The 20,499-nt window shown below is 66.5% G+C and carries 18 protein-coding genes and 1 pseudogene; 12 read left to right on the forward strand and 7 right to left on the reverse strand.

Features of this window, described 5'->3' with window-relative positions:
• The first annotated feature begins 6 nt into the window (after positions 1 to 6).
• A complete protein-coding gene (locus ACSQ9I_RS34945) occupies positions 7 to 1,404 on the forward strand; it encodes an MmgE/PrpD family protein (RefSeq protein WP_436316562.1) in 1,398 nt (465 codons plus the stop codon).
• 79 nt (positions 1,405 to 1,483) lie between these two features.
• On the opposite strand, the gene ACSQ9I_RS34950 is transcribed toward ACSQ9I_RS34945, so the two are convergent.
• Positions 1,484 to 2,305, reverse strand: coding sequence for an IclR family transcriptional regulator (locus tag ACSQ9I_RS34950; RefSeq protein WP_436316563.1), 822 nt, complete (start codon positions 2,303 to 2,305; stop codon positions 1,484 to 1,486).
• 257 nt (positions 2,306 to 2,562) lie between these two features.
• Here ACSQ9I_RS34950 and ACSQ9I_RS34955 point away from each other — a divergent pair, with 257 nt between their 5' ends.
• The 6 genes from ACSQ9I_RS34955 (at position 2,563) to ACSQ9I_RS34980 (ending at position 10,748) form a co-directional block, all read left to right on the forward strand.
• On the forward strand, positions 2,563 to 4,041 hold the full coding sequence (locus tag ACSQ9I_RS34955) for an FAD-binding oxidoreductase (protein WP_436316564.1): 1,479 nt from the start codon (positions 2,563 to 2,565) through the stop codon (positions 4,039 to 4,041).
• A gap of 16 nt (positions 4,042 to 4,057) precedes the next feature.
• Entirely contained in the window at positions 4,058 to 5,416 is a 1,359-nt protein-coding gene (gene purB, locus ACSQ9I_RS34960; RefSeq protein ID WP_436316565.1) for an adenylosuccinate lyase, read from the forward strand.
• 62 nt (positions 5,417 to 5,478) lie between these two features.
• Positions 5,479 to 6,471: a Bug family tripartite tricarboxylate transporter substrate binding protein gene (locus ACSQ9I_RS34965; RefSeq protein WP_436316567.1), complete on the forward strand. Its 993-nt coding sequence runs from the start codon at positions 5,479 to 5,481 to the stop codon at positions 6,469 to 6,471.
• Between the two features lie 61 nt (positions 6,472 to 6,532).
• Entirely contained in the window at positions 6,533 to 7,402 is an 870-nt protein-coding gene (locus ACSQ9I_RS34970; RefSeq protein WP_436316568.1) for a sulfurtransferase, read from the forward strand.
• Positions 7,403 to 7,446: 44 nt separating this feature from the next.
• Positions 7,447 to 8,427, forward strand: a complete 981-nt coding sequence (locus ACSQ9I_RS34975; RefSeq protein WP_436316569.1) for a Bug family tripartite tricarboxylate transporter substrate binding protein — start codon at positions 7,447 to 7,449, stop codon at positions 8,425 to 8,427.
• A 14-nt stretch (positions 8,428 to 8,441) separates the two neighbouring features.
• Entirely contained in the window at positions 8,442 to 10,748 is a 2,307-nt protein-coding gene (locus ACSQ9I_RS34980) for a molybdopterin-dependent oxidoreductase (RefSeq protein WP_436316570.1), read from the forward strand.
• 91 nt (positions 10,749 to 10,839) lie between these two features.
• Here ACSQ9I_RS34980 and ACSQ9I_RS34985 read toward each other — a convergent pair whose 3' ends face one another.
• The 3 genes from ACSQ9I_RS34985 to ACSQ9I_RS34995 all read right to left on the reverse strand — a co-directional run bounded on the left by ACSQ9I_RS34985 (position 10,840) and on the right by ACSQ9I_RS34995 (position 13,365).
• Complete coding sequence (locus ACSQ9I_RS34985) at positions 10,840 to 11,049, reverse strand: hypothetical protein (protein WP_436316571.1); 210 nt, start codon at positions 11,047 to 11,049, stop codon at positions 10,840 to 10,842.
• Between the two features lie 846 nt (positions 11,050 to 11,895).
• Complete coding sequence (locus tag ACSQ9I_RS34990; RefSeq protein WP_436316572.1) at positions 11,896 to 12,333, reverse strand: hypothetical protein; 438 nt, start codon at positions 12,331 to 12,333, stop codon at positions 11,896 to 11,898.
• 363 nt (positions 12,334 to 12,696) lie between these two features.
• Positions 12,697 to 13,365 carry an EAL domain-containing protein gene (locus tag ACSQ9I_RS34995; RefSeq protein WP_436317109.1) on the reverse strand — a complete coding sequence of 223 codons (669 nt, stop codon included), beginning with the start codon at positions 13,363 to 13,365 and terminating at the stop codon, positions 12,697 to 12,699.
• Here ACSQ9I_RS34995 and ACSQ9I_RS35000 point away from each other — a divergent pair.
• On the forward strand, positions 13,264 to 13,554 hold the full coding sequence (locus tag ACSQ9I_RS35000) for a hypothetical protein (RefSeq protein WP_436317126.1): 291 nt from the start codon (positions 13,264 to 13,266) through the stop codon (positions 13,552 to 13,554). The genes ACSQ9I_RS34995 and ACSQ9I_RS35000 overlap by 102 nt on opposite strands.
• Positions 13,555 to 13,659: 105 nt before the next feature.
• Here ACSQ9I_RS35000 and ACSQ9I_RS35005 read toward each other — a convergent pair whose 3' ends face one another.
• Positions 13,660 to 14,088, reverse strand: coding sequence for a hypothetical protein (locus ACSQ9I_RS35005; RefSeq protein WP_436316573.1), 429 nt, complete (start codon positions 14,086 to 14,088; stop codon positions 13,660 to 13,662).
• A gap of 516 nt (positions 14,089 to 14,604) precedes the next feature.
• Here ACSQ9I_RS35005 and ACSQ9I_RS35010 point away from each other — a divergent pair.
• Positions 14,605 to 14,757 (forward strand): annotated as a pseudogene (locus ACSQ9I_RS35010) (type VI secretion protein); the annotation flags it as partial.
• A 145-nt stretch (positions 14,758 to 14,902) separates the two neighbouring features.
• On the opposite strand, the gene ACSQ9I_RS35015 reads toward ACSQ9I_RS35010, so the two are convergent.
• On the reverse strand, positions 14,903 to 15,625 hold the full coding sequence (locus tag ACSQ9I_RS35015) for an SIR2 family NAD-dependent protein deacylase (RefSeq protein WP_436316574.1): 723 nt from the start codon (positions 15,623 to 15,625) through the stop codon (positions 14,903 to 14,905).
• 374 nt (positions 15,626 to 15,999) lie between these two features.
• Between ACSQ9I_RS35015 and ACSQ9I_RS35020 the strand changes: the two genes are divergently transcribed.
• Positions 16,000 to 16,212 (forward strand): hypothetical protein, encoded by a 213-nt coding sequence (locus ACSQ9I_RS35020; protein ID WP_436316575.1) that lies wholly within the window; start codon positions 16,000 to 16,002, stop codon positions 16,210 to 16,212.
• 419 nt (positions 16,213 to 16,631) lie between these two features.
• Here the strand turns inward: ACSQ9I_RS35020 and ACSQ9I_RS35025 are convergent, their stop codons facing one another.
• Positions 16,632 to 17,297, reverse strand: coding sequence for a tetratricopeptide repeat protein (locus ACSQ9I_RS35025; RefSeq protein WP_436316576.1), 666 nt, complete (start codon positions 17,295 to 17,297; stop codon positions 16,632 to 16,634).
• Positions 17,298 to 17,399: 102 nt separating this feature from the next.
• Here ACSQ9I_RS35025 and ACSQ9I_RS35030 point away from each other — a divergent pair, with 102 nt between their 5' ends.
• Both ACSQ9I_RS35030 and ACSQ9I_RS35035 read left to right on the forward strand, forming a co-directional pair.
• Positions 17,400 to 19,142, forward strand: a complete 1,743-nt coding sequence (locus ACSQ9I_RS35030; protein WP_436316577.1) for a winged helix-turn-helix domain-containing tetratricopeptide repeat protein — start codon at positions 17,400 to 17,402, stop codon at positions 19,140 to 19,142.
• 397 nt (positions 19,143 to 19,539) lie between these two features.
• A complete protein-coding gene (locus tag ACSQ9I_RS35035; protein ID WP_436316578.1) occupies positions 19,540 to 20,499 on the forward strand; it encodes a hypothetical protein in 960 nt (319 codons plus the stop codon).

Below are 20,499 nucleotides of genomic sequence, written 5' to 3' on the forward strand. Positions count from 1 at the left end.
ATCGCCGTGACCACAGCTTCCGCCAACGCGGCCCTGCCCGAATCCACTCTGGTGGCGCACCTGTTCGATCAGGCGGCGCAGCCGTTGCGGGCAGTGACGCGCGCGCGACTGGCGCAGGCACTGCTGGACTGGTTCACCGCCGGCTGGTCGGCTCGGGACTTGCCGGCCGCCGCGACGCTGCGCGGCCTGGGACGGACGCTGATGCCCGGCGCGGGCCAAGCGGCGCTGTTCGGAACCAACGCCGCGTGCGCCACACCGCTGGCCGCTGGCTTCGTCAACGCCGGCATCACGCACCTTCGCGAAATCGACGACGCCCACCGTGCGGCGATGCTGCATCCGGGCGTGGTCGCCATCACGCCTGTGCTGGCGCTGGCGTCTTCCCTCAGGCTGACGCGCGAACGCGCCGCACGGGCCATCGTGGCCGGTTACGAAGTCGCACTGCGTTTGGGCGAGGCCTTGGGCGCGCGCCACGCAGGCCTGTTTCACGCGACCGCCACGGCCGGCACCGTCGGCGCAGCCGCTGCGGCCGGCATGGCGATGGGACTGGATGCACCACGGCTGCACCATGCGCTGGGCATCGCCGCCACGCAGGCGGCCGGCCTCTGGCAACTGGTGGACGACGATGCGCACGAATCCAAGTCGCTGCACCCCGCGTTCGCCGTGCGTAACGGCATGACGGCAGCATACGCGGCTCAGGTCGGCCTGCCGGGCGCGCGAGCCTTCTTTACCGGGCGGCGCGGCATGTACGCCGCGCTCGCGGGCGAAGGTCCATTGACCTCAGTGGATGGGGGGCTGGACGCGCCCGAGCGGCTGCATACAGCCAGCATCAAGGCCTGGCCGGCATGCGCGATGCTTTTCACGCCGCTCGACGCCACGCGCGCGCTCATCGAGGAGCACGCCATCAGCGCCGCCGACGTGCAGTCGATGAAGATCGAGATCTTCCCGCACGCGCTCAAGATCGCTGGTGTGCAGTGGCCCGTCAAGCCGGCCGAGGCTAGCTTCTGCCTGCGCTACGTGCTGGCGGTGCTGCTGCAAAAAGGCGCGCTCGGCATCGCCGACACCGAGGCGCCCGACATCGACAACCCGACGCTTCGTGCGCTAGCCGCGCGCATGTGGGTGCTGCCGAAGGACGAGTTCCAAGAGGCCTTCCCACAGCGCCGCCCAAGCCGGGTGACCATCACGCTGCACGATGGAAGGCAGCTCGCAGCCTACCGTGAACTGCGCCGCGGCGATCCCGAAGACCCCTACACGTGGGCCGGCCTGCAGCAACGCATGCGCACCTTCGTGCCCGCGATGGACGATGCGCAGGCCGCCGCGCTGGGGGCTTGGTGCGAGAGGTTCACGGATGCAGCGCAGGACGCAGCGCCCTTCGCGCCGGCCAGCGCGCTGTTCGGCGCAACCTAGCGTCTGCCGCTTCATGCCTGGAAGGCGAAACCGGCTCAACGGCTGACCCGTCGGGGCATGCGCGCCGCGCCCGCTGCGGCTAGCGGTGCCAGTCCCGGGGCGGACGGCTGCTGAAGCCCTGCTGCACCAAGGCTTGTTGCGCGACCTGCACGGCCTTGCGCTGGGCCGCCGCGCTCTGCCGTTGCGCGATACCGATCACGACCAGTGCGCCCTGGAAGACTCCATCGCTGTCGAACACCGGCACGGCCACCGACGCGATCTGCGGCACGCGTTCCTCGCGAGTGATGGCAAAGCCGTCGCGCGCTATGGCCGCCGCCTGGGGCGTGCTGCCACCCGTGAAATAGCGCAGCACATGCGACGACGAGCCGCCAGCCGAAAGCTTGAGCCGCGCGCCCACTTCCACATGGTGGCGCACCTCGTTGCTGCTGTTCTCGCGGTAGAGGCAGACGCGTTCATCGCCGTCGCGCACGTAGAAGGCCACCGTCTCGCCTGTCTGCCGCATCACCTCCTGCAGGACCGGCTGCAGCCGCGTGCCGATGTCGAAGGTGCGCCGGTAAAGCATGCCCATGTGCAGCAGCGCCGGGCCGGGCGCGTAGGCGCCGTCGTCGAAGCGGTGGACCATGCGGGCTCGCACCAGCACACCGAGCAGCCGCAGCAGCGTGGCCTTGTCCAGGCCCGTGCATTCGGCCAGCTCGCGCAGTTTCAGGCGCAACCGGTCCTCGGTGAAGCATTCGAGGATCGACAGGCCGCGCTCGAGCACGCCGGAGGGCGGCTGCGGCGCACTGGCCTCCACCTCGGATGCCGGCGCTTTCGCGAGCGCGGCGACGTTCGATGCGCGCCGTGCCGTCTTGCGAGCCGGGCTCAGGTCCGATGTCTTTTTCGAAGGTGGGGTGGATCTCATGGGTGCAGATTGTGTTCGATCGTCGCATCGGTGCGGGCACGGTTGACAGTGCCGGGCACGCTCGTTAGAATTTTGTTTAGTGAACTGTATTTCAATCAATGAAATACTTCAAATCATAGATGAGCCATCCCTGCACGATGGAGCAGGGCCGCCCTGCTCCATCGTGCAGGGTTGCCGAGAAGCGTTTTTAGAGACGGAGACATCGGGTGTTTTTCTCGCGCCAGGACGATCGGCGCGCAGAGGCACCCGCCTTCTGCATGACCGCGACCATCGCCATTCCCGCCGCCCCTGTCACCGACACGCTGGCCGAGACGCTGTCCGGCATCGTGGGCGCCGCCCACGTGTTGACGGCCGCCACCGACATGGCCCGCTACGAGGCCGAGTGGCGCCGCACCTACCCCGGCGCCGCGCGCGCCGTGGTGCGGCCGGCCAGCACCGACGAGGTGTCGCGCGTGGTCGCGGCCTGCGCGGCCGCGGGCGTGTCCATCGTGCCGCAGGGCGGCAACACCGGCCTCGTCGGTGGCTCTACGCCCGACGATTCGAGGACCGAGGTGGTGCTGAGCCTCGAGCGCATGCGCGCCGTTCGCCGCGCGGATCCGCTGGACAACACGCTCACGGTTGAGGCCGGCTGCACCGTGCTCGAGGCGCAGGCGGCGGCCGAGGCGGCGGGCCGCCTGTTCCCGCTCTCTCTGGCATCCGAAGGCAGTGCCACGGTGGGCGGCGTGGTCTCCACCAACGCGGGCGGCGAGCAGGTCCTGCGCTACGGCAACACGCGCGAGCTGGTGCTGGGCCTGGAAGTGGTGCTGGCCGATGGCCGCGTGCTCGATCTGCTGGGTGCGCTGCGCAAGGACAACACGGGCTACGACCTGAAGCAGCTCTTCATCGGCGGCGAAGGCACGCTGGGCATCGTGACCGCCGTCACCTTCAAGCTCTTTTCACGGCCGCGCCAGGTGGTCACGGCCTGGGTCGCGGTGCGCGACCCGCAGGCCGCGGTGGTGCTGCTGTCGCGACTGACCGATGCGGTGGGCGAGCGCGTGACCGCGTTCGAGCTGATCGGCGAAGGCCCGCTGGGCCTGGTGCTCCGGCACGCCACGGCAGGCATGCGCGCACCGCTTGGCGGCGTGACGCCGTGGTCGGTCCTGCTCGACGTGTCCGAAGTCTCCGCGAGTCTGGACCTGCAGCCAGCGGTGGAGGACGTGCTGGGTGCCGCAATGCATGACGGGCTGGTGCTGGATGCCGCGCTCGCCGCCTCCGACAGCCAGGCCCATGCCTTCTGGGCGCTGCGCGAGCACGTCCCCGAGGCCCAGCGGCTGGAAGGCCCGTCGATCAAGCACGACATCTCCGTGGCCATCTCGCGCATTCCCGATTTCATCGCCGAGGCCGGCGCGGCGCTGCAGCAGCTGATGCCCGGCATTCGCATCGTCTGCTTCGGCCACGTGGGCGACGGCAACCTGCACTACAACCAGAGCAAGCCTGCCGGCATGGCCGATGCCGATTTCCGTTCGCACGAGGAGGCGGTGCACGGCGTCGTGCATGCCACCGCTGCGCGGCTGGGCGGCTCCATCTCCGCGGAGCACGGCATCGGGCGGCAAAAGCAAGCGGCCTTCATGCACTACAAGAGCCCGGTCGCGCTGGCCGCGATGGCGCAAATCAAACGTGCGCTGGACCCGGCCAACACCTTCAACCCAGGCCGCATGCTGCCGCGCGCGTTGCTGGACTCCCTCACCTCTCGCTAATACCCACAGGACTTCCATGCCCGTTTCCGTCTTCGACATGCAATCGCTTCAGCACCTTTGGGGCACCGATGAACTGCGCACCATCTTCGGCGAGGAGAACCGCATCCAGAAGTGGCTCGACTTCGAAGCCGCGCTGGCGTCCGCACAGGCCGAGCTGGGCATCATCCCGGCAGCCGCCGCGAAGGAGATCGCGAGCAAGGCCAAGGTCGAGAACATCGACATCGCCGCGATGTCGGCCGAGATCCGCCGCATCAAGCATTCGCTGGTACCAGCACTCAAGCAATTGCAGGCCGCCTGCTCCAGGGAGAACGGCGAATGGGTGCACTACGGCGCCACCACACAGGACGTGGTCGATACCGGCGTGGCACTGCAGCTCAAGGAATTCCACGCCGTGGCGATGCGCGACCTGCAGGCCGTGGGCAAGGAACTCAGCCGCCTGGCCGTGGCCCACCGCGACACGCCCATGGCGGGCCGCACGCACGGCGTGCAGGCGCTGCCGATCACCTTTGGCCACAAGTGTGCGCTGTGGCTCGACGAGCTCGGCCGCCACCACGAGCGCCTGGTGCAGGCCGCACCGCGCGTCCTGGTCGGCATGCTCGCCGGTGCGGTGGGCAGCCAGGCTTCGCTGGGCCCGAAGGCGATCGAGCTCGAGGCCCTGATGCTGCAGAAGCTCGGCCTGGGCGTGCCCACGATCAGCTGGGCACCTGCGCGCGACCGCTTCACCGAATACACGAGCCTGCTCGCCATGGTGGGTAGCACGCTGTCGAAGATCGGCAACGAGCTCTTCAACATGCAGCGCAACGAGTTCGGCGAAGTCGAGGAAGGTTTCTCTGAAGGGAAGCTCGGCTCGTCCACCATGCCGCACAAGCGCAACCCGACCTCCGCCGAGAACCTGGCGGGCCTGTCCAGGCCGCTGCGCTACAACGCCGCAATGATGGTCGAGGGCATGGTGCAGGAGGGCGAGCGCGACGGCATCGCCTGGAAGATGGAATGGAAGGCCTTGCCCGAGTGCTGCATGATCGCCGGCGCCATGCTGTTTCAGGCCAGGAACCTGCTGGCGGGCCTGAAGGTGAATGCCGACGTGATGGCCATCAACCTCGACAGGATGCGCGGCTACCTGCTGTCGGAACGCGTGATGCTGGAACTGTCGGAGCGCGTCGGCAAGCAGACCGCGCACGAATGGATCTACGAGGCCTCGATGCACGGCATCACGCAGAAGCTGACGTTCGCCGACGCGATGCGCGAGCACGCGGGCCTCGGCAAGCTGCTGACCGACGACGAGATCCGCGACATGACGGATCCCGCGGCCTATCTGGGCCAGTGCGGCGCCTCGGTGGACCGTGTCGTGGCCGCGCAGGCGGCCTGGCTCCGCTGAATTGCATCCCCGCGGGTGCGCACAGCGCCTCCCCGCTCACGAACAAACAAAGGAGACATGACATGCACACCCTCGTCCCGAGCCGCCGCCGTCTGTGCGTCCTCGCATTGGCCGGCGCCGGCATGCTGGCCCTGGCCGCGCCCGCCGCCCAGGCGGCCTACCCCGAGCAGCCCCTCAAGCTCGTGGTGGGTTTTCCGCCCGGCGGCGGCGGCGACCTGTACGGCCGGTTGATCGCCAACGCCATGGGCAAGACGCTCGGGCAGGCCGTGGTCGTCGACAACCGCGCCGGCGCCGGCGGCAACATTGCCGCCGACATCGTTGCCAAGGCCAGGCCCGATGGCTACACCCTCCTGCTGGCCATGAGCGGCAACCTGGCGGTCTCGCCCGCCATGAAGCCGCAGAGCCTTCCCTACAAGGTGCCCGATGACTTCACGGCGATCGGGCTGATCCTGGAGGCTCCGCACGGCCTGTTCGTCAGCCAAGGTTCGCGCTTCAAGACGGCGCGCGACCTGCTCGATGCCGCGAAGACGCAGAAGCTGAGCTTCGCCTCCACCGGCACTGGCGGCGCCGCACACATCGGCATGGAAATGGTCAAGCAGAAGGCCGGCGTGGAGATGCTGCACGTGCCCTACAAGGGGTCGGGCCCGGCCATCACCGACATGATGGGCGGCCAGGTCGACAGCTTCTTCGCCACCGCATCCCCGCTGGTCGGCCAGGTGCGCCAGGGCCAGCTGCGGCTGCTGGCGATCACCGGAGAAAAGCGCAACCCGGCGATCCCCGAGGTGCCGACCTTCAGGGAGCTTGGGGTGAACGTGCCGGTGACGCAGTGGTACGGCTTGGTGGCGCCCGCCGGCACGCCGCAGGCGGTGGTGAAGCTGCTGTCCGATCACCTCGGCCGCGCACTGGCGACGCCGGAGGTGCGCGATGCCATTCGCAAGGACGCCGCCATCGAGCGCGACCTGCCGATGGATGGCTTTCGAAACTTCATCGTGGAGGACATCGCCCGCTACAAGGCGGCGATCACGCCTGCGCTGATGAAGGAAGTCTCCCAATGAACCATCGCCAGCCGCACCCCTGTTCGCTGCGCGCCATGGACGCCCTCCCCGATTCCAGGAAATGAACCACATGACCTACGACACCCTCATCTCCGCCGAGCAACTGGCCGACGCGCAACGCAGTGCGCATCCTCCGCTGGTGCTGGACTGCAGCTTCGAACTGACCAAGCTCGACGCCGGCCAGCAGGCCTACGACGCGGGGCACATCCCCGGAGCGGTCTACCTCCATCTGGAACATGCCCTCTCGGCCGAGAAGACCGGCCGCAACGGCCGCCATCCGCTGCCCACCCGCGAAGCCTTCGCCCGCACCATGGCCGCGATCGGCGTGGCCGGCGACACCCAGGTCGTGGCGTACGACAACGCGGGCGGCATGTATGCAGCGCGCCTCTGGTGGATGCTGCGCTGGGCCGGGCACCGCGCCGTGGTCGTGCTCGACGGAGGCATCGCGGCCTGGAAGGCCGCGGGCCATGCGGTGTCAACCGAGGCGACATCCGCGCGGGCGCCCGGCAACTTCGCGTTGCGCGAACCGCTGGTCACGACCCTTTCCTACGACCAGGTGAGGGCCAACATCGACAGTCGGCGCAAGCTTGTGCTCGACGCCCGCGCACCCGACCGCTTCCGAGGCGAGAACGAAACGATCGACCCCGTGGGCGGCCACATTCCCGGCGCGAAGAACCGCCTGTTCAAGGACAACCTGGATGCCGACGGCCGCTTCAAGCCCGCCCACCAGCTGCGCGCCGAGTTCGACGCCATCACCGGCGGCAGGCCCGCCACGGACCTGGTAAACCAGTGCGGCTCGGGTGTCACCGCCTGCCACAACCTGCTGGCCATGGAAGTGGCGGGCCTGAAGGGCGCGGCGCTGTACCCCGGATCGTGGAGCGAATGGAGCGCACAGCCCGGCGCGCCGATCGCAACAGGACCGGCAGCCTGACGAGGCCGGCTGCATCCCCTGATCGCCCATTCGGAGACACCCTCGTGCCAACACCAAGACGCCATGTCCTGCGCCGCTCGGCCGCCCTGCTCGCCGTGGCGGGCTTCACGGCCCTGACGGGCATCGCCCACGCTGCCTACCCCGAGCAGCCGATCAAGCTGGTCGTGGGGTTTCCGCCCGGCGGCGGCGGCGACCTCTACGGCCGCGTCATCGCCAATGCGCTCGGCAAACACATCGGCCAGGCGGTGATCGTGGACAACAGGGCGGGCGCCGGCGGCAACATCGCGGCCGAGACCGTGGCGCGCGCCCGGCCCGATGGCTACACGCTGATCCTCGCCATGAGCGGCAACATGGGCAGCGCGCCCGCGATTCGCGGCAACCTGCCCTACAAGGTGCCTCAAGACTTCGTGCCCATTGCCCAGCTGGTCGAGACGCCCTTCGGCCTGATGGTGAGCGGCAACTCGAAGATCGAGACCATGAAGGACTACGTGGCCGAGGCCAAGGCGGGCAAGCTCACCTACGCTTCGACCGGCACCGGCGGCGCGGCGCAGATCGTGATGGAGATGGTCAAGCAGCAGGCCAGCCTGGACATCCTGCACATCCCCTACAAGGGCTCGGGTCCCGCGCTCAACGACCTGTTCGGCGGCCAGGTGGCAAGCTTCTTCGCGCCCTACACGCCGCTGATGGGGCAGATCACCGGCGGCAAGCTCAGGCTGCTGGCCGTGAGCAGCCCGCGCCGCGTGCCCTCGCTGCCGGACGTGCCCACGCTCAAGGAGTCGGGCATCGACGTCGTGATGACGCAGTGGTATGGCCTGGCCGCTCCGGCCGGCACGCCCAGGGAGGTAGTCGACACCATCGGCCGCGCCGTCAAGGAAGCCATGAAGGATCCGGAAGTGCTCAAGGTCTACCGCGCCGATGGTGCGCGGGAAGCCACGCTGACCGGCGACCAGTTCCGCGATTTCATCGTCAAGGACGTTGCGAACTACAAGCGCGCCGTCGAGCGCGGTGGATTGAAGGCCGAGTAGCAAGCATCCGCACCATGCCGACCGACACGCCCGTCTTCCATCCGCACAGCGCCCACTGGGGCGTTTTTTCCGCCGCCTGGGACGGCCATACGCTCGCGGTGAAGCCGCATCCGGACGATCCGGACCCGAACCCGTTGATCGACAATTTTCCCGATGCGCTGCGCCACAGGGCGCGCGTAACCACCCCGATGGTGCGCAAGGGCTGGCTGGAGCGCGGCCCGGGACCCGATCCGATGCGCGGCCAGGACGCGTATGTGGCCATGCCATGGAGCGAGGTGCTGGACCTGCTGGCCGGGGAACTGCGGCGCGTGAAGGAACAGCACGGCGCCGGCGCGGTCTTCGGCGGCTCCTACGGCTGGTCGAGCGCGGGGCGCTTCCATCATGCGCAGAGCCAGGTCCACCGCTTCCTCAACACGACGCTCGGCGGCTACGTGCGCTCGGTCAACAGCTACAGTGCCGGCGCCTCGGGCCCGATGCTGCCGCACATCCTCGGCTCGATGGAAGAGGTGGCGCGCCGCAACGTGACGTGGGAGCAGATCGTCGAGCACACCGAGGTGGTACTGGCCTTCGGCGGCATGGCGCTGAAGAATTCGCGCGTGGCCTCGGGCGGCATCAGCCGCCACATCGAGCGCGGTTCCATGCGCGAAGCGGCGGCGCGTGTCTGCCGCTTCGTCTCCATCAGCCCGCTCAGGAGCGACCTGCCCGAGGAGGCGCAGTTCGAATGGCTGCCCGCGAGGCCCAACACCGATACGGCGCTGATGCTGGCCCTGGTGCACCAGATCGTCAGCGACGGCGCGCATGATCGCGACTTTATTGCCCGCTGCTGCGCCGGCTGGGCCACGTTCGAGGACTACCTGATGGGCCGCAGCGACGGCGTGGCCAAGAGCTGCGCCTGGGCCGCACCGATCTGCGACCTGCCTGCGCAGCAGCTCGTCGAGCTGGCCCGCTCGCTCGTCGGCAAGCGCACGCTGGTGGTCGTGTCGCACTCCCTGCAGCGCGCCGAGCACGGCGAGCAGCCGGTCTGGATGGGCGCGGTGCTGGCCGCGGCGCTGGGCCAGCTGGGCCTGCCCGGTGGCGGCTACAACTACGCGCTGGGCACGCTGGCGCACTACGGCAAGCGCAACAACGCCGTGCCGGCGGCCGCGCTGCCCCAGGGCACCAACGGCGTGAAAGCGTTCATTCCGGTCGCGCGCATCAGCGACATGCTGCTCAATCCCGGCCAGCCTTTCGACTACAACGGCCAGCGCCGAACCTACCCGCACATCCGCCTCGCCTATTGGGCGGGCGGCAACCCGTTTCACCACCACCAGAACCTAGCGCGCCTGGCCGAGGCTTTCCGCACCCTCGACACCTTCGTCGTGCACGAGATCGCCTGGACCGCGACCGCGCGCCATGCCGACATCGTGCTGCCCAGCACCATGACGCTGGAGCGCGAGGACATCGGCGCTACGCCCACCGATCCGATGGTGGTGGCGATGCACCGCATCGCCGAGCCATGCGGCCTGGCGCGCGACGACTACGACATCTTCTGTGAGCTGGCCGGGCGCCTCGGCGCGCTCGAGGCCTTCAGCGAGGGCCGCACGACGCGCGAATGGCTGGCCCACCTGTACGAACGCACCCGCACCGGGCTCGAGGATCTGGGCCTGGAAGCGCCGGATTTCGAGACCTTCTGGCAGCGCGGCGAACTCATGCTGCCGCAGCGGGACGACGACGGTGGCATGCTGCGCGCCTTCCGGAACGACCCCGTCGGCGCGCCGCTGCCCACACCCAGCGGCAAGATGCAAGTCAGCTCGCCGGCCGTTGCCGCCTTCGGCTACGCCGACTGCCCGGGCCATCCGGCGTGGCTTGCGCCGAAGTTCGCGCCGACCGCCGAGCATCCGCTGTGGCTGGTCGCCAACCAACCGCACACCAGGCTGCACAGCCAGCTCGACTTCGGTGCGCACAGCCAGGCCAGCAAGCGCCGCGGACGCGAGGTCTGCACGCTGCACCCGACGGCCGCTGCGGCGCGCGGCGTCAGGGAGGGCGACATCGTGCGGCTCTTCAACGAGATCGGCGCCTGCCTGGCCAGCGCCCACCTGTGTGCCGACATGCGCGAAGACGTGGTGCAACTGCCCACCGGCGCCTGGTACGACCCTGCGATGGACGGCCAGGGCCGCCCGATGTGCGTGCATGGCAACCCCAACGTGCTGACGCGCGACATCGGCACTTCGTCGCTGGCGCAAGGCTGCGCGGGACAGCTCAGCACAGTGCAAATCGAACGCTACGACGGCGCGCTGCCGCCGATCCGCGCCTTCGAGCCTCCGGCGGCCATCTTTAGCTGAGGCGGAACAAGAAGATATCGAGACAAGGCACGCACAGCGAGGCCCAATCGCAAACTGCGGCGAGCCATTCCTTCGCATGCTGTCACGGCCTCTAAGTCAAGGCTGCTACGGCGCTAACGACAATCGTCGGAAGCTTGGCTTCGACGAAGCCATGCACCACCTGAGCGTCGCTGGTATATCGCCCACCGCGGCGCAAATGCAGTGCCACGGAACTCGCGTGCTTCTCACCGTGAAATGCTTTTCGGCGCCAGACGTGCGCAGAGGCCGCCAGTTGTTCGTCGGCTAAGTCTTCCGTTTCCATCGGCCATTCATGCCGAGGATCATGCGTCTTCGCTTCCGCCATTTGGTGGAGCAGCACACCCGGTTGCCTCCCTCAGTGGACGTTGCCAGAAACCATTTGTATGCACGTGGCCTCAGCCCTGACGTCATTGGATAAGGCTGTGGATAGGCCCTTGGATAACAGTGCAGTGAACGGGCGATTTCGTCTTGAAAGCCGCGTGGTTGAGCCATCGACCTAGAAACAGGTCATCTGGGTCAGAAACCGGTGAGCATCCAGCCCAGCGGCTTCGCTCTTTGTCACGACATCTGGAGTTGACCCCCTGGCGGCATCAGGAAACTGACCTCCGGGTTGTCGATCAATCTGTCTACGCAGATTGTGTTTTGGATAGCCGACAAGTCCGACAAACTTCTGTCATGCCGGCCACCAATGACGAGATCAACGCTCTACGTGCGAGCTTCGAGCAGTCGCATCGCCGGCCAGTGCGTAAGGCCAGGCATCTCGTCGACACCTTGCTCGCCAAACAGGGGGCGCGGCCCCTCCAGCGCCAAATGGATCCACCGCGGCTACGGCATGTCGGCACCGCCTGGACGGACAAACGCTGATCGTTTGCGGGCGCCTCTACCCGAAGGAAGTGAAGACAACCGAGGAGCGCGCGCCTGCGCTTGTGGACTTCTGAGACTGGCGAACCATACTTCAGGCAGACAGTCGTCCGGCGCTGGTAGAGGTGGCTTCGGCAACCGCCCAGTCCGGGCAGTTCCTCGATGCCGGCGGCTGTCTCGACCGAGGAACTCGGCCTGTCCTTGCCACGCGCCATGACCGTGACAAACGTGTGGTGTGGCGCGAGAGGGGACCGCAGCGGCCTGCCGCTCACTTCTTCACGGCCTTGATCTCGGCCTTTTCCTTCGCCTCTTCGGCCTTGGCCTGCTTCACACAAGCGGCCTTGGCATCGCCCTTGTGAGCATCGCATTTCTCCTTGGCGACGTTGTAGGCAGCCTCCACCCTGGCCTCGGCGACCTTGCGCGCATTGCTGTCGCTCGGCTTGCGCTGCTGGTCGAGCTCGGCCTTGGCCATCTTGTCCTTGCCCTTGGCCTCCTCGATGCAGACGTCCTTGGCATTGTCTTTCATGGCGTCGCACTGAGCCTTGGCAGCCTTGGAGTCGGCCGCGATCCTGTCGCGGGCGGCCTTGTATTCGGCGTCGGCCGGACCGGACGTTGCCGGAGTTGAAGGTGCGCTGACCTGCGCGCTGGTCTGGACGGCAACCAGGCACGATGACGCAATGGTGAACATCAACAATAGCTTTTTCATGATGGTTTCCTCGACGCCGACAGGGTGTAAGGAGCCCGCTGTTCCTGCTTGAACTTCGGCGTCATCGTCAATGTAGAAATCGGCCGAATCCTGCGAAGGTAGGACGCCCCGTGGAGCAGTCGTAGGTACATGCCCATACCTGCCGCCATACCGTTTTGGCGGATCTGCAGGTTGCAGTCTTCAGGCCATCGGGATGCACATGCGCGTGTGCCGATCACGTAACGACGGGCTTGATGATGTGCGCCACGTTTCGGCGGCGGTCATGCAAACGCCTTCTCGGCTTCGGCTATGGGCGGCGCCGCATCGCTTTCGCGGCGCGCATCGGCGATGCGCATGCGCAGTTGCTGCACCAACGTGCGAGGGTCAGGCCGCATTCCAGGCAACAGTCGGCAGCATGCCAATGCCGGGGCGGGCAAATAGGAAGCCTTGAAACAGCCTCACGCCGAGCCCACGAAGCACCTGGACCTCTTCCGGAGTTTCCACGCCTTCTGCGAGCACCTTGATCCGAAGCTCGTCGCATATCGCAACGAGCCCCTTCACGAGGGTGAACCGCACGGCGCTGAGATGGATGTCTCGCACGAAGCTCCTATCAAGCTTGACGATGTCCGGTTGAAAAGCGGCCAGCAGTTCAAAGCTTGCATAAGCAGCACCGAAGTCATCGATGGCAGAGGCGAATCCGAAGCTTTGGAAAGCTCGGAAAGTCGCGGCCAGCGCGGGCAGATCGGCAACGGGTTCGCCTTCAGTGAGTTCGAGTATCAGGCGATCGATGGGAAAGCGGACCCGATCGGCAGTGCGGATGGCGGTATGAAAGCACTCCGTGGGCCCTGCAACGTCGTTGGGAGAAACGTTGAGGCTCAGCCTGGATTGCATGCCGAGCATCGACGCCATTTCGATCGATTTCACGCGGCATGCCTCGTGGAAGGCAAACCGATGACGCGCTTCTACTCTGCCGAGCACCTGGAGCGCTCCTTCGCCGTGAACACCTCGCACGAGCGCCTCATGCGCGAATACTTCCCGCCGCTCAACGTCCACGATCGGCTGGAATGCGATCGTGAACGCCGGGCCGACGCCGTCAACGGCAACGTCGTTGATGCTTTCGGATGTCACCGGGCATCGGACTCCTGGCGCGGCGACGAAGAGCGGCGCGGAGCTTCGGATTTCGGGGCAACCCTCATTGAAGCTGATTCTTCCATCTTTCATGGCCGCGTACAGAAGTTGTAGCTGGCACAGGCGAATACGAAGGGACTTCCCACGTCCGACAGCGACAGAACGATCTTTTGCGGGACTTTGTTTTCGTGGGCTTTCCCGTCTTCAGGTCGGCATAGACTATGTGCCGCTAGGGGGCGCACCACCTTGACCTCCGGGGCCCTCATTCGCACTAGGATCTGAAAGAACGAGCGCCGCGCGGTAGGCGGTGCGGCCTGCCATCTTGGCATCGGAGGCCAGCTTCTTCCACCGCCGTTCGCGTTCGCGCGGCGACTGGGTCGGTGGTTGCTCAATCAGTGACTGGCAAATGGCAAGCATTGCCATGGATGATGTCAGGCAGAAATGGATGGCCGACAGCGTGGGCCGTGTCCGATAGCTTGCCTCCTCCTTGCTGCGGATGCGCTCTTGTTCGTTCGGGCTAAGAGAAAGCAGATCGGTCGATGCAGTGAACGGTACATCGGGCTCGCTGTCCAGCATATCGTGGGCCGCCTGCTCAATAGCATTGACCGCCTTTTCCAACAAATTGAGCGAGCTCGAGGATGTGGCCATGAGTTCCTACCCGTCAAGGAATGACCTCCGGTGCAGGCAGGACCGTGGCGCCCATCGACTCGGGAGTGTCCGCGCCGCCGTTCCTGCGGAAGAAGTTGGCCACGGTGTTCGCGAACGTCCTCGCGTCCGTTTGGACTCTAGGCCCCAAGGAGTAGGCCAGTCGTGGGGCACCGTCTCCAGTTCTTCCCTGCGTTTGCTCATGCTTCAATCCCTCCGCGTTCTCGTTCGAACTTGGGTCTTATCGTACGGCTGTGATGGGCGGCGCGTCTGTATTTTGGGGTTCGGTCCTACAGCGAAAACGTGCGTTTCTGGCGAAGCCGGCCATGGTCAGCGCGCATGCTGGGAGCGCTGCATGCCGGCATGAAGTCCAAAGTCTTCAGATCAACCGGCTCCAGCCGAAGCGGGCCATCGGGTGGCTCAAGCCGTAGGTTGCGTTGGGCAGGTGCAGGTGTTCGATCATCCTGATCGCAGCCAGCGGGGCCGGGTGATCACGCATGCACACTACTTCACCCTGGGGGGCCGTCGCGGCATCTGACAGGCTCGTTCACCGTGCTGCTCAAAGGCAGTCCGGCCACTCGAATGACGAGTCTTTCGGTTCAGAACCGCAGCAACGCCATGGGCATGCGCATCGTGCCCAGCCAATTCAAGGTGTTGATGCTGGCGCCCTAGCGGCGCCGCGGCCTTCCTTCAGTCCTCTCGCCAGCTCAAATCCGTCGATCGCGGCATTGGCTCGCAGCGCCAACTCTCACTCGGACGAAGGGAAGCCGGCGCGGACGAGAACGCAGCCAGGTTCGTGAAGCCGAAGTTTGACTGCCTACGGCCTGAGCCGGGCGGCCTGAATGAGGTCGGGCAGGAGCTCCTCTGCGGGGCCCCGCAGCACCACGGCCGCCACGTCATCAACATCAATCGTCTCCATGTTGAGCGTGATGATCTTGGCACCGTTCGTCGCCGCGATCGTCGGCAGGTCCGCCGCCGGGTAAACCGCCGCAGAGGTTCCCACGACCAGGAACAGGTCGCTGTGCGCCGCGACCTCTTGCGTCCGGGTGAGGAGTCCCTCGTTGAGCATTTCCCCGAACATCACGACGTCGGGTCTCGCTTGCGAGCCGCAGCGCGGGCAGCGTTGCGACAACCAGGGCCCTTCCCGGTTTCCGCAGCTGTCGCATCGCCAGCGCCGCAGGTTGCCGTGCAGCTCGAAGACCTCCTGAGCCCCGGCCTCGGCAAGCAGCCCGTCGACGTTTTGCGTGATGAGCGCCGTGCTCGGTCTGCGCATCTGCAGCTCGACGAGCGCGCGGTGCCCCGGGTTGGGCCTGGCCTCCGACAACACCGCCATCCGCGCCGCCCAGAAGTTGTGGAAGCCTTCGGGATCGCGTTTCAGATCGTCGATGTGGGAAAACCTGACCGCGTTCTCGTCCCTCCAGAGGCCGTCGGCATCGCGGTACGTCGGGATCCCTGACGCCTTCGAAAGACCGGCTCCCGAGAGCACCGAGATGCGCGAGGCGGCGTGCAGGAGCGCCGCTGCTGAATCGATCGAGGTCATCCAACAATCATCCGCGTTTTCCGCGGCGATCGGACCGCCGGAGTCGGATACCGCGCCGAACTCGGCTCTGAACCTCGGCATCGGACACAAGTGACAGATCGATCGGTTGCCGTTGCGAGATGCGGCAACCTTGCCTTATTCGGTGTCGCGGCCAGGTTACCGAAAGCTCCCGACTATCGACGGCAGCGTGGCTCCTCATATCGAGGGTTGACTACCCTTAATACCAAAGCGCTCAATCGAACTTTCCCCGACATCGACTGGAGCCAGATATGAAGGCATCCTCAGTCGTGGCATGTGTCGCCACTTGCACATTCGTTCTCGGCTGCGACACGCAGCCCACCGTCTTATTCGTGGCGCACGGAAGCGTGTTCCACATGCTGCAGTTGACCGATGCCGAGGAAGAATGCATCACGCCCAATCGACTTTGCTACCTGACGTCGTGGGATGGCACGACTTCCCGCGGATGTTGGGTCCGCGAAGAAGCCAACATTCGCGCCCGCTTTCCGGATTCGGGTGACATGCTGGTACCAGTGATCGAATTCCGCCGCACGACGTTGGCTGAGTACCGGAACGCCGCGTTGGAGTAGACCGATGACGCCCACCAGACGGCTGCCAGTACCGAACCAGTGCTCCCCAGGATTCCGAGCTCGGCCGCCGGAACGCCCAAACGAAAGCCGCACCGCAGTCGGCGACCCCAATTCGAACTGTCAAAAGCCGCAAACCGCGGACGAACAGGACGGGCAAGCGAAGGTCTTGCCACATTGAGTCATTTGCTCCGGCGCGGCCAGCAAGATCGAATGGACGCGTCGGCAAGAAGGCTGCCGGCCTCGTTGGTCGCGTCTGGAACGGAATGCCGTCGTGAAGTCATCCGCCTGGAAACATGAACACCGTGTCGCAGTGCGAGCACCGGGCCTGGCCGACATCCCCGTAACTGGGTCGTGGCTGAAGCTTGGACACCACTTGCCCGTCGGCTATCGAATCGGTAGCACCACAAAAAGTCCCCGTTTTACAGGCTCTCAACCTTGCGGCGCGCCGCGCGTGCCATGTCAGCAGCGCCGGGCTCGCCGCGCAGCGCCGCCTGGCCGTACCAGAAGGCGGCGCGTTCGGGGTCCTGCTGCACGCCGTAGCCTTTGTCATACATGCTGGCGATGATGTAGCAGGCGCCTGCGTCACCCTGCCCGGCGGCGCGCTGATACCAGAGCGCTGCCTGTGCGTCGTCTTGCGCCACGCCCCGTCCCAGCAAGTACTGGGTGGCAAGGTTGACGCGCGCGTCACGCGAGCCCTGCTCGGCCGCGCGGCGCCACCAGTGGGTCGCTTCGGGCAGCGACCGCGGGACGTGCTCGCCGCGCTCCAACAGGGTGGCCAGCGCATTCTGGGCCTGAACGAAGCCGTTCTCGGCCGCCTTGCGCAGCCAGCCGATCGCTTCCGCAGGCCGCGGCGCAGTGCCCTGCCCCTCCATCAGCATCACCGCCAGATTGAACTGCGCTACGGCATGCCCGGCTCTTGCCGCCTGCCGAAAGTGCGCCAGCGCGCTCTCGTGATGGCCTTGGCGAAACGCCGCGGCGCCGGCCGCGGCGCGCGCCTGGGCGGCCTCAGTGCCAGCTGGCGCGGCGGGCGTCTGGCCGCTCCAGGTGACGGCCGCCAATGCGAGGGTGATCAGGAACTTGTTCATGGCCTTGCTCCAGCGACAAATGGCGGACCAGTCTGCCGGGCGCCTTGCCGCAGGTCTTGAAAGACGCCTGAAATCAGGACGAAAGAAGTACGATGAAACTTCATGCCGGGGGGCTTCCGCTCAATGGAACAGGCCGCGACGTTCGACGACACCGCGCAAACCCGCCTTCATCTGGGCGGCTTCGTGCTGGACCTGGCTGATGGCGAGTTGCGCCGCGCCGACGGCCAGCTTGCCGGCTTGCGTCGCCAGGCGCTGGCGGTGCTGCTGGTGCTGGGGTCGCAGGCCGGCCGCGTGGTCGGCAAGGACGAACTGATGCGCCGCGTCTGGCCCGGTGTGGTTGTGGGCGACGATTCGCTGGCGCAGGCCATCGCCGAGATCCGCCGCGTGCTGGGGGACAGCGAACACCGGCGCGTGCGCACCGTGGCGCGGCGTGGCTACCTGTTGATGCCCGACGAGGCAGCGCCAGGCCCAGCGCCAGACCCAGTGGACAGCGCCGCAGCGCCATCTCCAGCTTCAGCCTCGGCTTCCGCCTCGCCACCCGCGCGCCAGCGCATCGTCTTCGCGGCCGCCCTGCTGGTGCTGGCGGCGGCCATCGCCGGCTTTGTTGCGCTGGGCCCATGGCGCAGCACGGCACCGCCTGCAGTGCCGCTGCGCTCGTTGGTGGTGCTGCCGCTCGACAGCGAAGCCGGCGCCGACGAGCAGGCCTGGTTCGCCGATGCGTTGACCGGCGACCTGACGCGAGCGCTGACAGTGTGGCGCACAGTCAGCGTGATCGGCCGTGGCACTGCGGCGCGCTACAAGGGCCGGTCTGACGATCCGCGTGCCGTGGCGCGCGAACTGGGTGTGCGCTACGTGGTGCACGGCCGCGTGCGGCGCGACGGCGAGCAGGTCCGGCTCGAGATGAACCTGATCGACGGCGACACCGGCGTTGCGCAGTGGGCCGAGCAATACCAGATCGAGCGCGCCCAGCTGGCGCAGTCGGTGGACGACATCCGCGGCGGCATCTCGCGCACCCTGCTGGTCGAGATCGGCAGGTCGGTTGGCCAGCGCACTGCCCGCATGAAGCCGGAGGCGGTGGAGGCCGACGACCTGGCGATGCAGGGCACGTCCGTGATGCTTCGCGCCGTCGGGCCCGACAACTTCACCGAGGCGCTGCGCCTGTTCGAGCAGGCGCTGGCCAAGGACCCGGATTCGGTGCGCGGGCTGGGGGGTGTGGTCAACGTCCAGGCCATGAGGGCGATCTTCCGCTGGACCGACGATCCCGAAGCGGCCGTGCGGCGCGCCGAGCAAGCTCAGACGCGCTTGGAGACCCTCGACCCGACCAGCTTTGCCGCGCTCGACGGCCGTGCCACGCTGACCAACTGGCGCGGCGATTGGCCGGGCCTGCTCAAGTTGTCGGAGGTGATGATCGCCCATTTTCCGAGCGACCATACCTCGCACCACCACCGCTGTTCGGCACTGCTGCGCCTGGGACGCTTCGAGGAATCGGTGCCGTCCTGCGAGCGCGCCTTGCGGATCAGCCCGCGCGACTCGCGCGTGCCGATCTGGCACGGCTTGATCGGCATGAACCGCTTCATGCAGGGGCGCTACGCCGAGGCGGCCGAGCGGGCGCGCCTCACCGTCGGTGGCCTGCCTCACCTGCCGTTTTACTGGCTGCTGCTGGCCGCGTCGCTGGAGCGTGACGGGCAGTCGGAGGAGGCGCGCCGCGTGTGGGCTGATTTCCGCGCACGGCATCCGACGTTCGCGTTGACCCAGGCGACATCGATGTGGCCGGCAACGCAGCCGGATTTCGTGGCCGGGCGCGACGTGATTGTCGCGACGGTGCGGCCCTTCGATAGCAGATAGCGCTTCAGCGGCCGATCAAGCAGCGGTTTGACGGTCAAAGTTGAGCGTGGGCAGCCTGATCGGGCTTGGCCTGGTCAGTGGGTAGACGTGATGGTGCGCCCCGAGATGGTCATCGCGGCAATAGAAAGGAAAGCGCTCCAACAGATGTGTCGGAGGATGCCTTCGGGGTCCACTCTAGAGAATATGTTCGCGCGAACGGTCATGGAGTGATTCCCGCCTCCTTGATCAGCCCGCCCATTTGATCTGCCCTCGGTCGCGCTTGCGGACGCCAGCTTTTCGCGGAACAATGCTTGCCCCACTTGGGCGCACTTCACAAGCGGGACCGGGGCCAGCGCCTTGACGATCCGCGCTGGCGCATTGCAACGCGGCGCGGGCAGCCATGCCTGGGGGGGTTGTGATGGCGACGTTATTTCGGGCACTGGGTGCCCTCGCGCTGGCCCTCATCGCATGTCTCACCAGCGCTGGCATTCTGGCGCCCAACACAGCGCTTTCACCTGGACAATCCATCAGTTCCGACAACGGCCGCTACGTCCTTGTGATGCAGGGCGATGGAAACCTTGTCTACTACCGGACATCTGACTGGACCCCGCGCTGGAACAGCCAGACGCAGAGTCCCGGCGCGTTCGCCCCAATGCAGGGCGATGGCAACCTGGTGGTGTATGCCAACAGCGGAGCGGCGCTCTGGAACTCGCAAACGAGCGGCAACCCGGGTGCGTACCTGGCAGCACAGGATGACGGCAACCTGGTCATTTATAGCAGCGGCAGACCGCTCTGGCACATCGGCGCTGACCTCGTCGCCGGCGATCCCCAGTGGGCCGGCGACGTTGTTGGACGCGACCTGTCGATCTCCGGCCTGGGTTCGCTGGGACACACCGGCATGTTCGACGGCAGTGCCATCGTCGAGGTGCTGAATGAGGGCAGCAATGCCATCCAGTACGAATCCCTGGCAAGCTTCAAGGCGCGTTCGGCATATTGGGGCACGGCCTCTCCCAACAATCCCAACCACCTGCTGAACAAATGCTTCAGGACGGCGTGCCTGCAAACGGGTGACTTCGAGGATGTGCGGGCCAGGATGGCGTTGGTCAAGCGTGCCTTTCAGGCGTACCTCATCGGCGCCGACTACACCTACGGTCAACACTACACGAGCGCCAAGCCGCTGATGTGGGGCCGTCCGGCCGAACGGGGCCTGTACCGCTGCGACACATTCATCGTGAATCTGTATGAAAAGACGGCCGATGACGAAGGCATTCCGTCGATCTACCCGGTTCCGCAAATCTGGCTGGACCGCAATCGCGATCTCAAGAGCGGCGTCATGCTGCCGTCGAGGCTCTTCAACACCATGAAGGGCTGGTTTTGA

Source organism: Variovorax sp. LjRoot84 (genome assembly GCF_964254305.1).
Taxonomy (GTDB): domain Bacteria; phylum Pseudomonadota; class Gammaproteobacteria; order Burkholderiales; family Burkholderiaceae_C; genus Variovorax.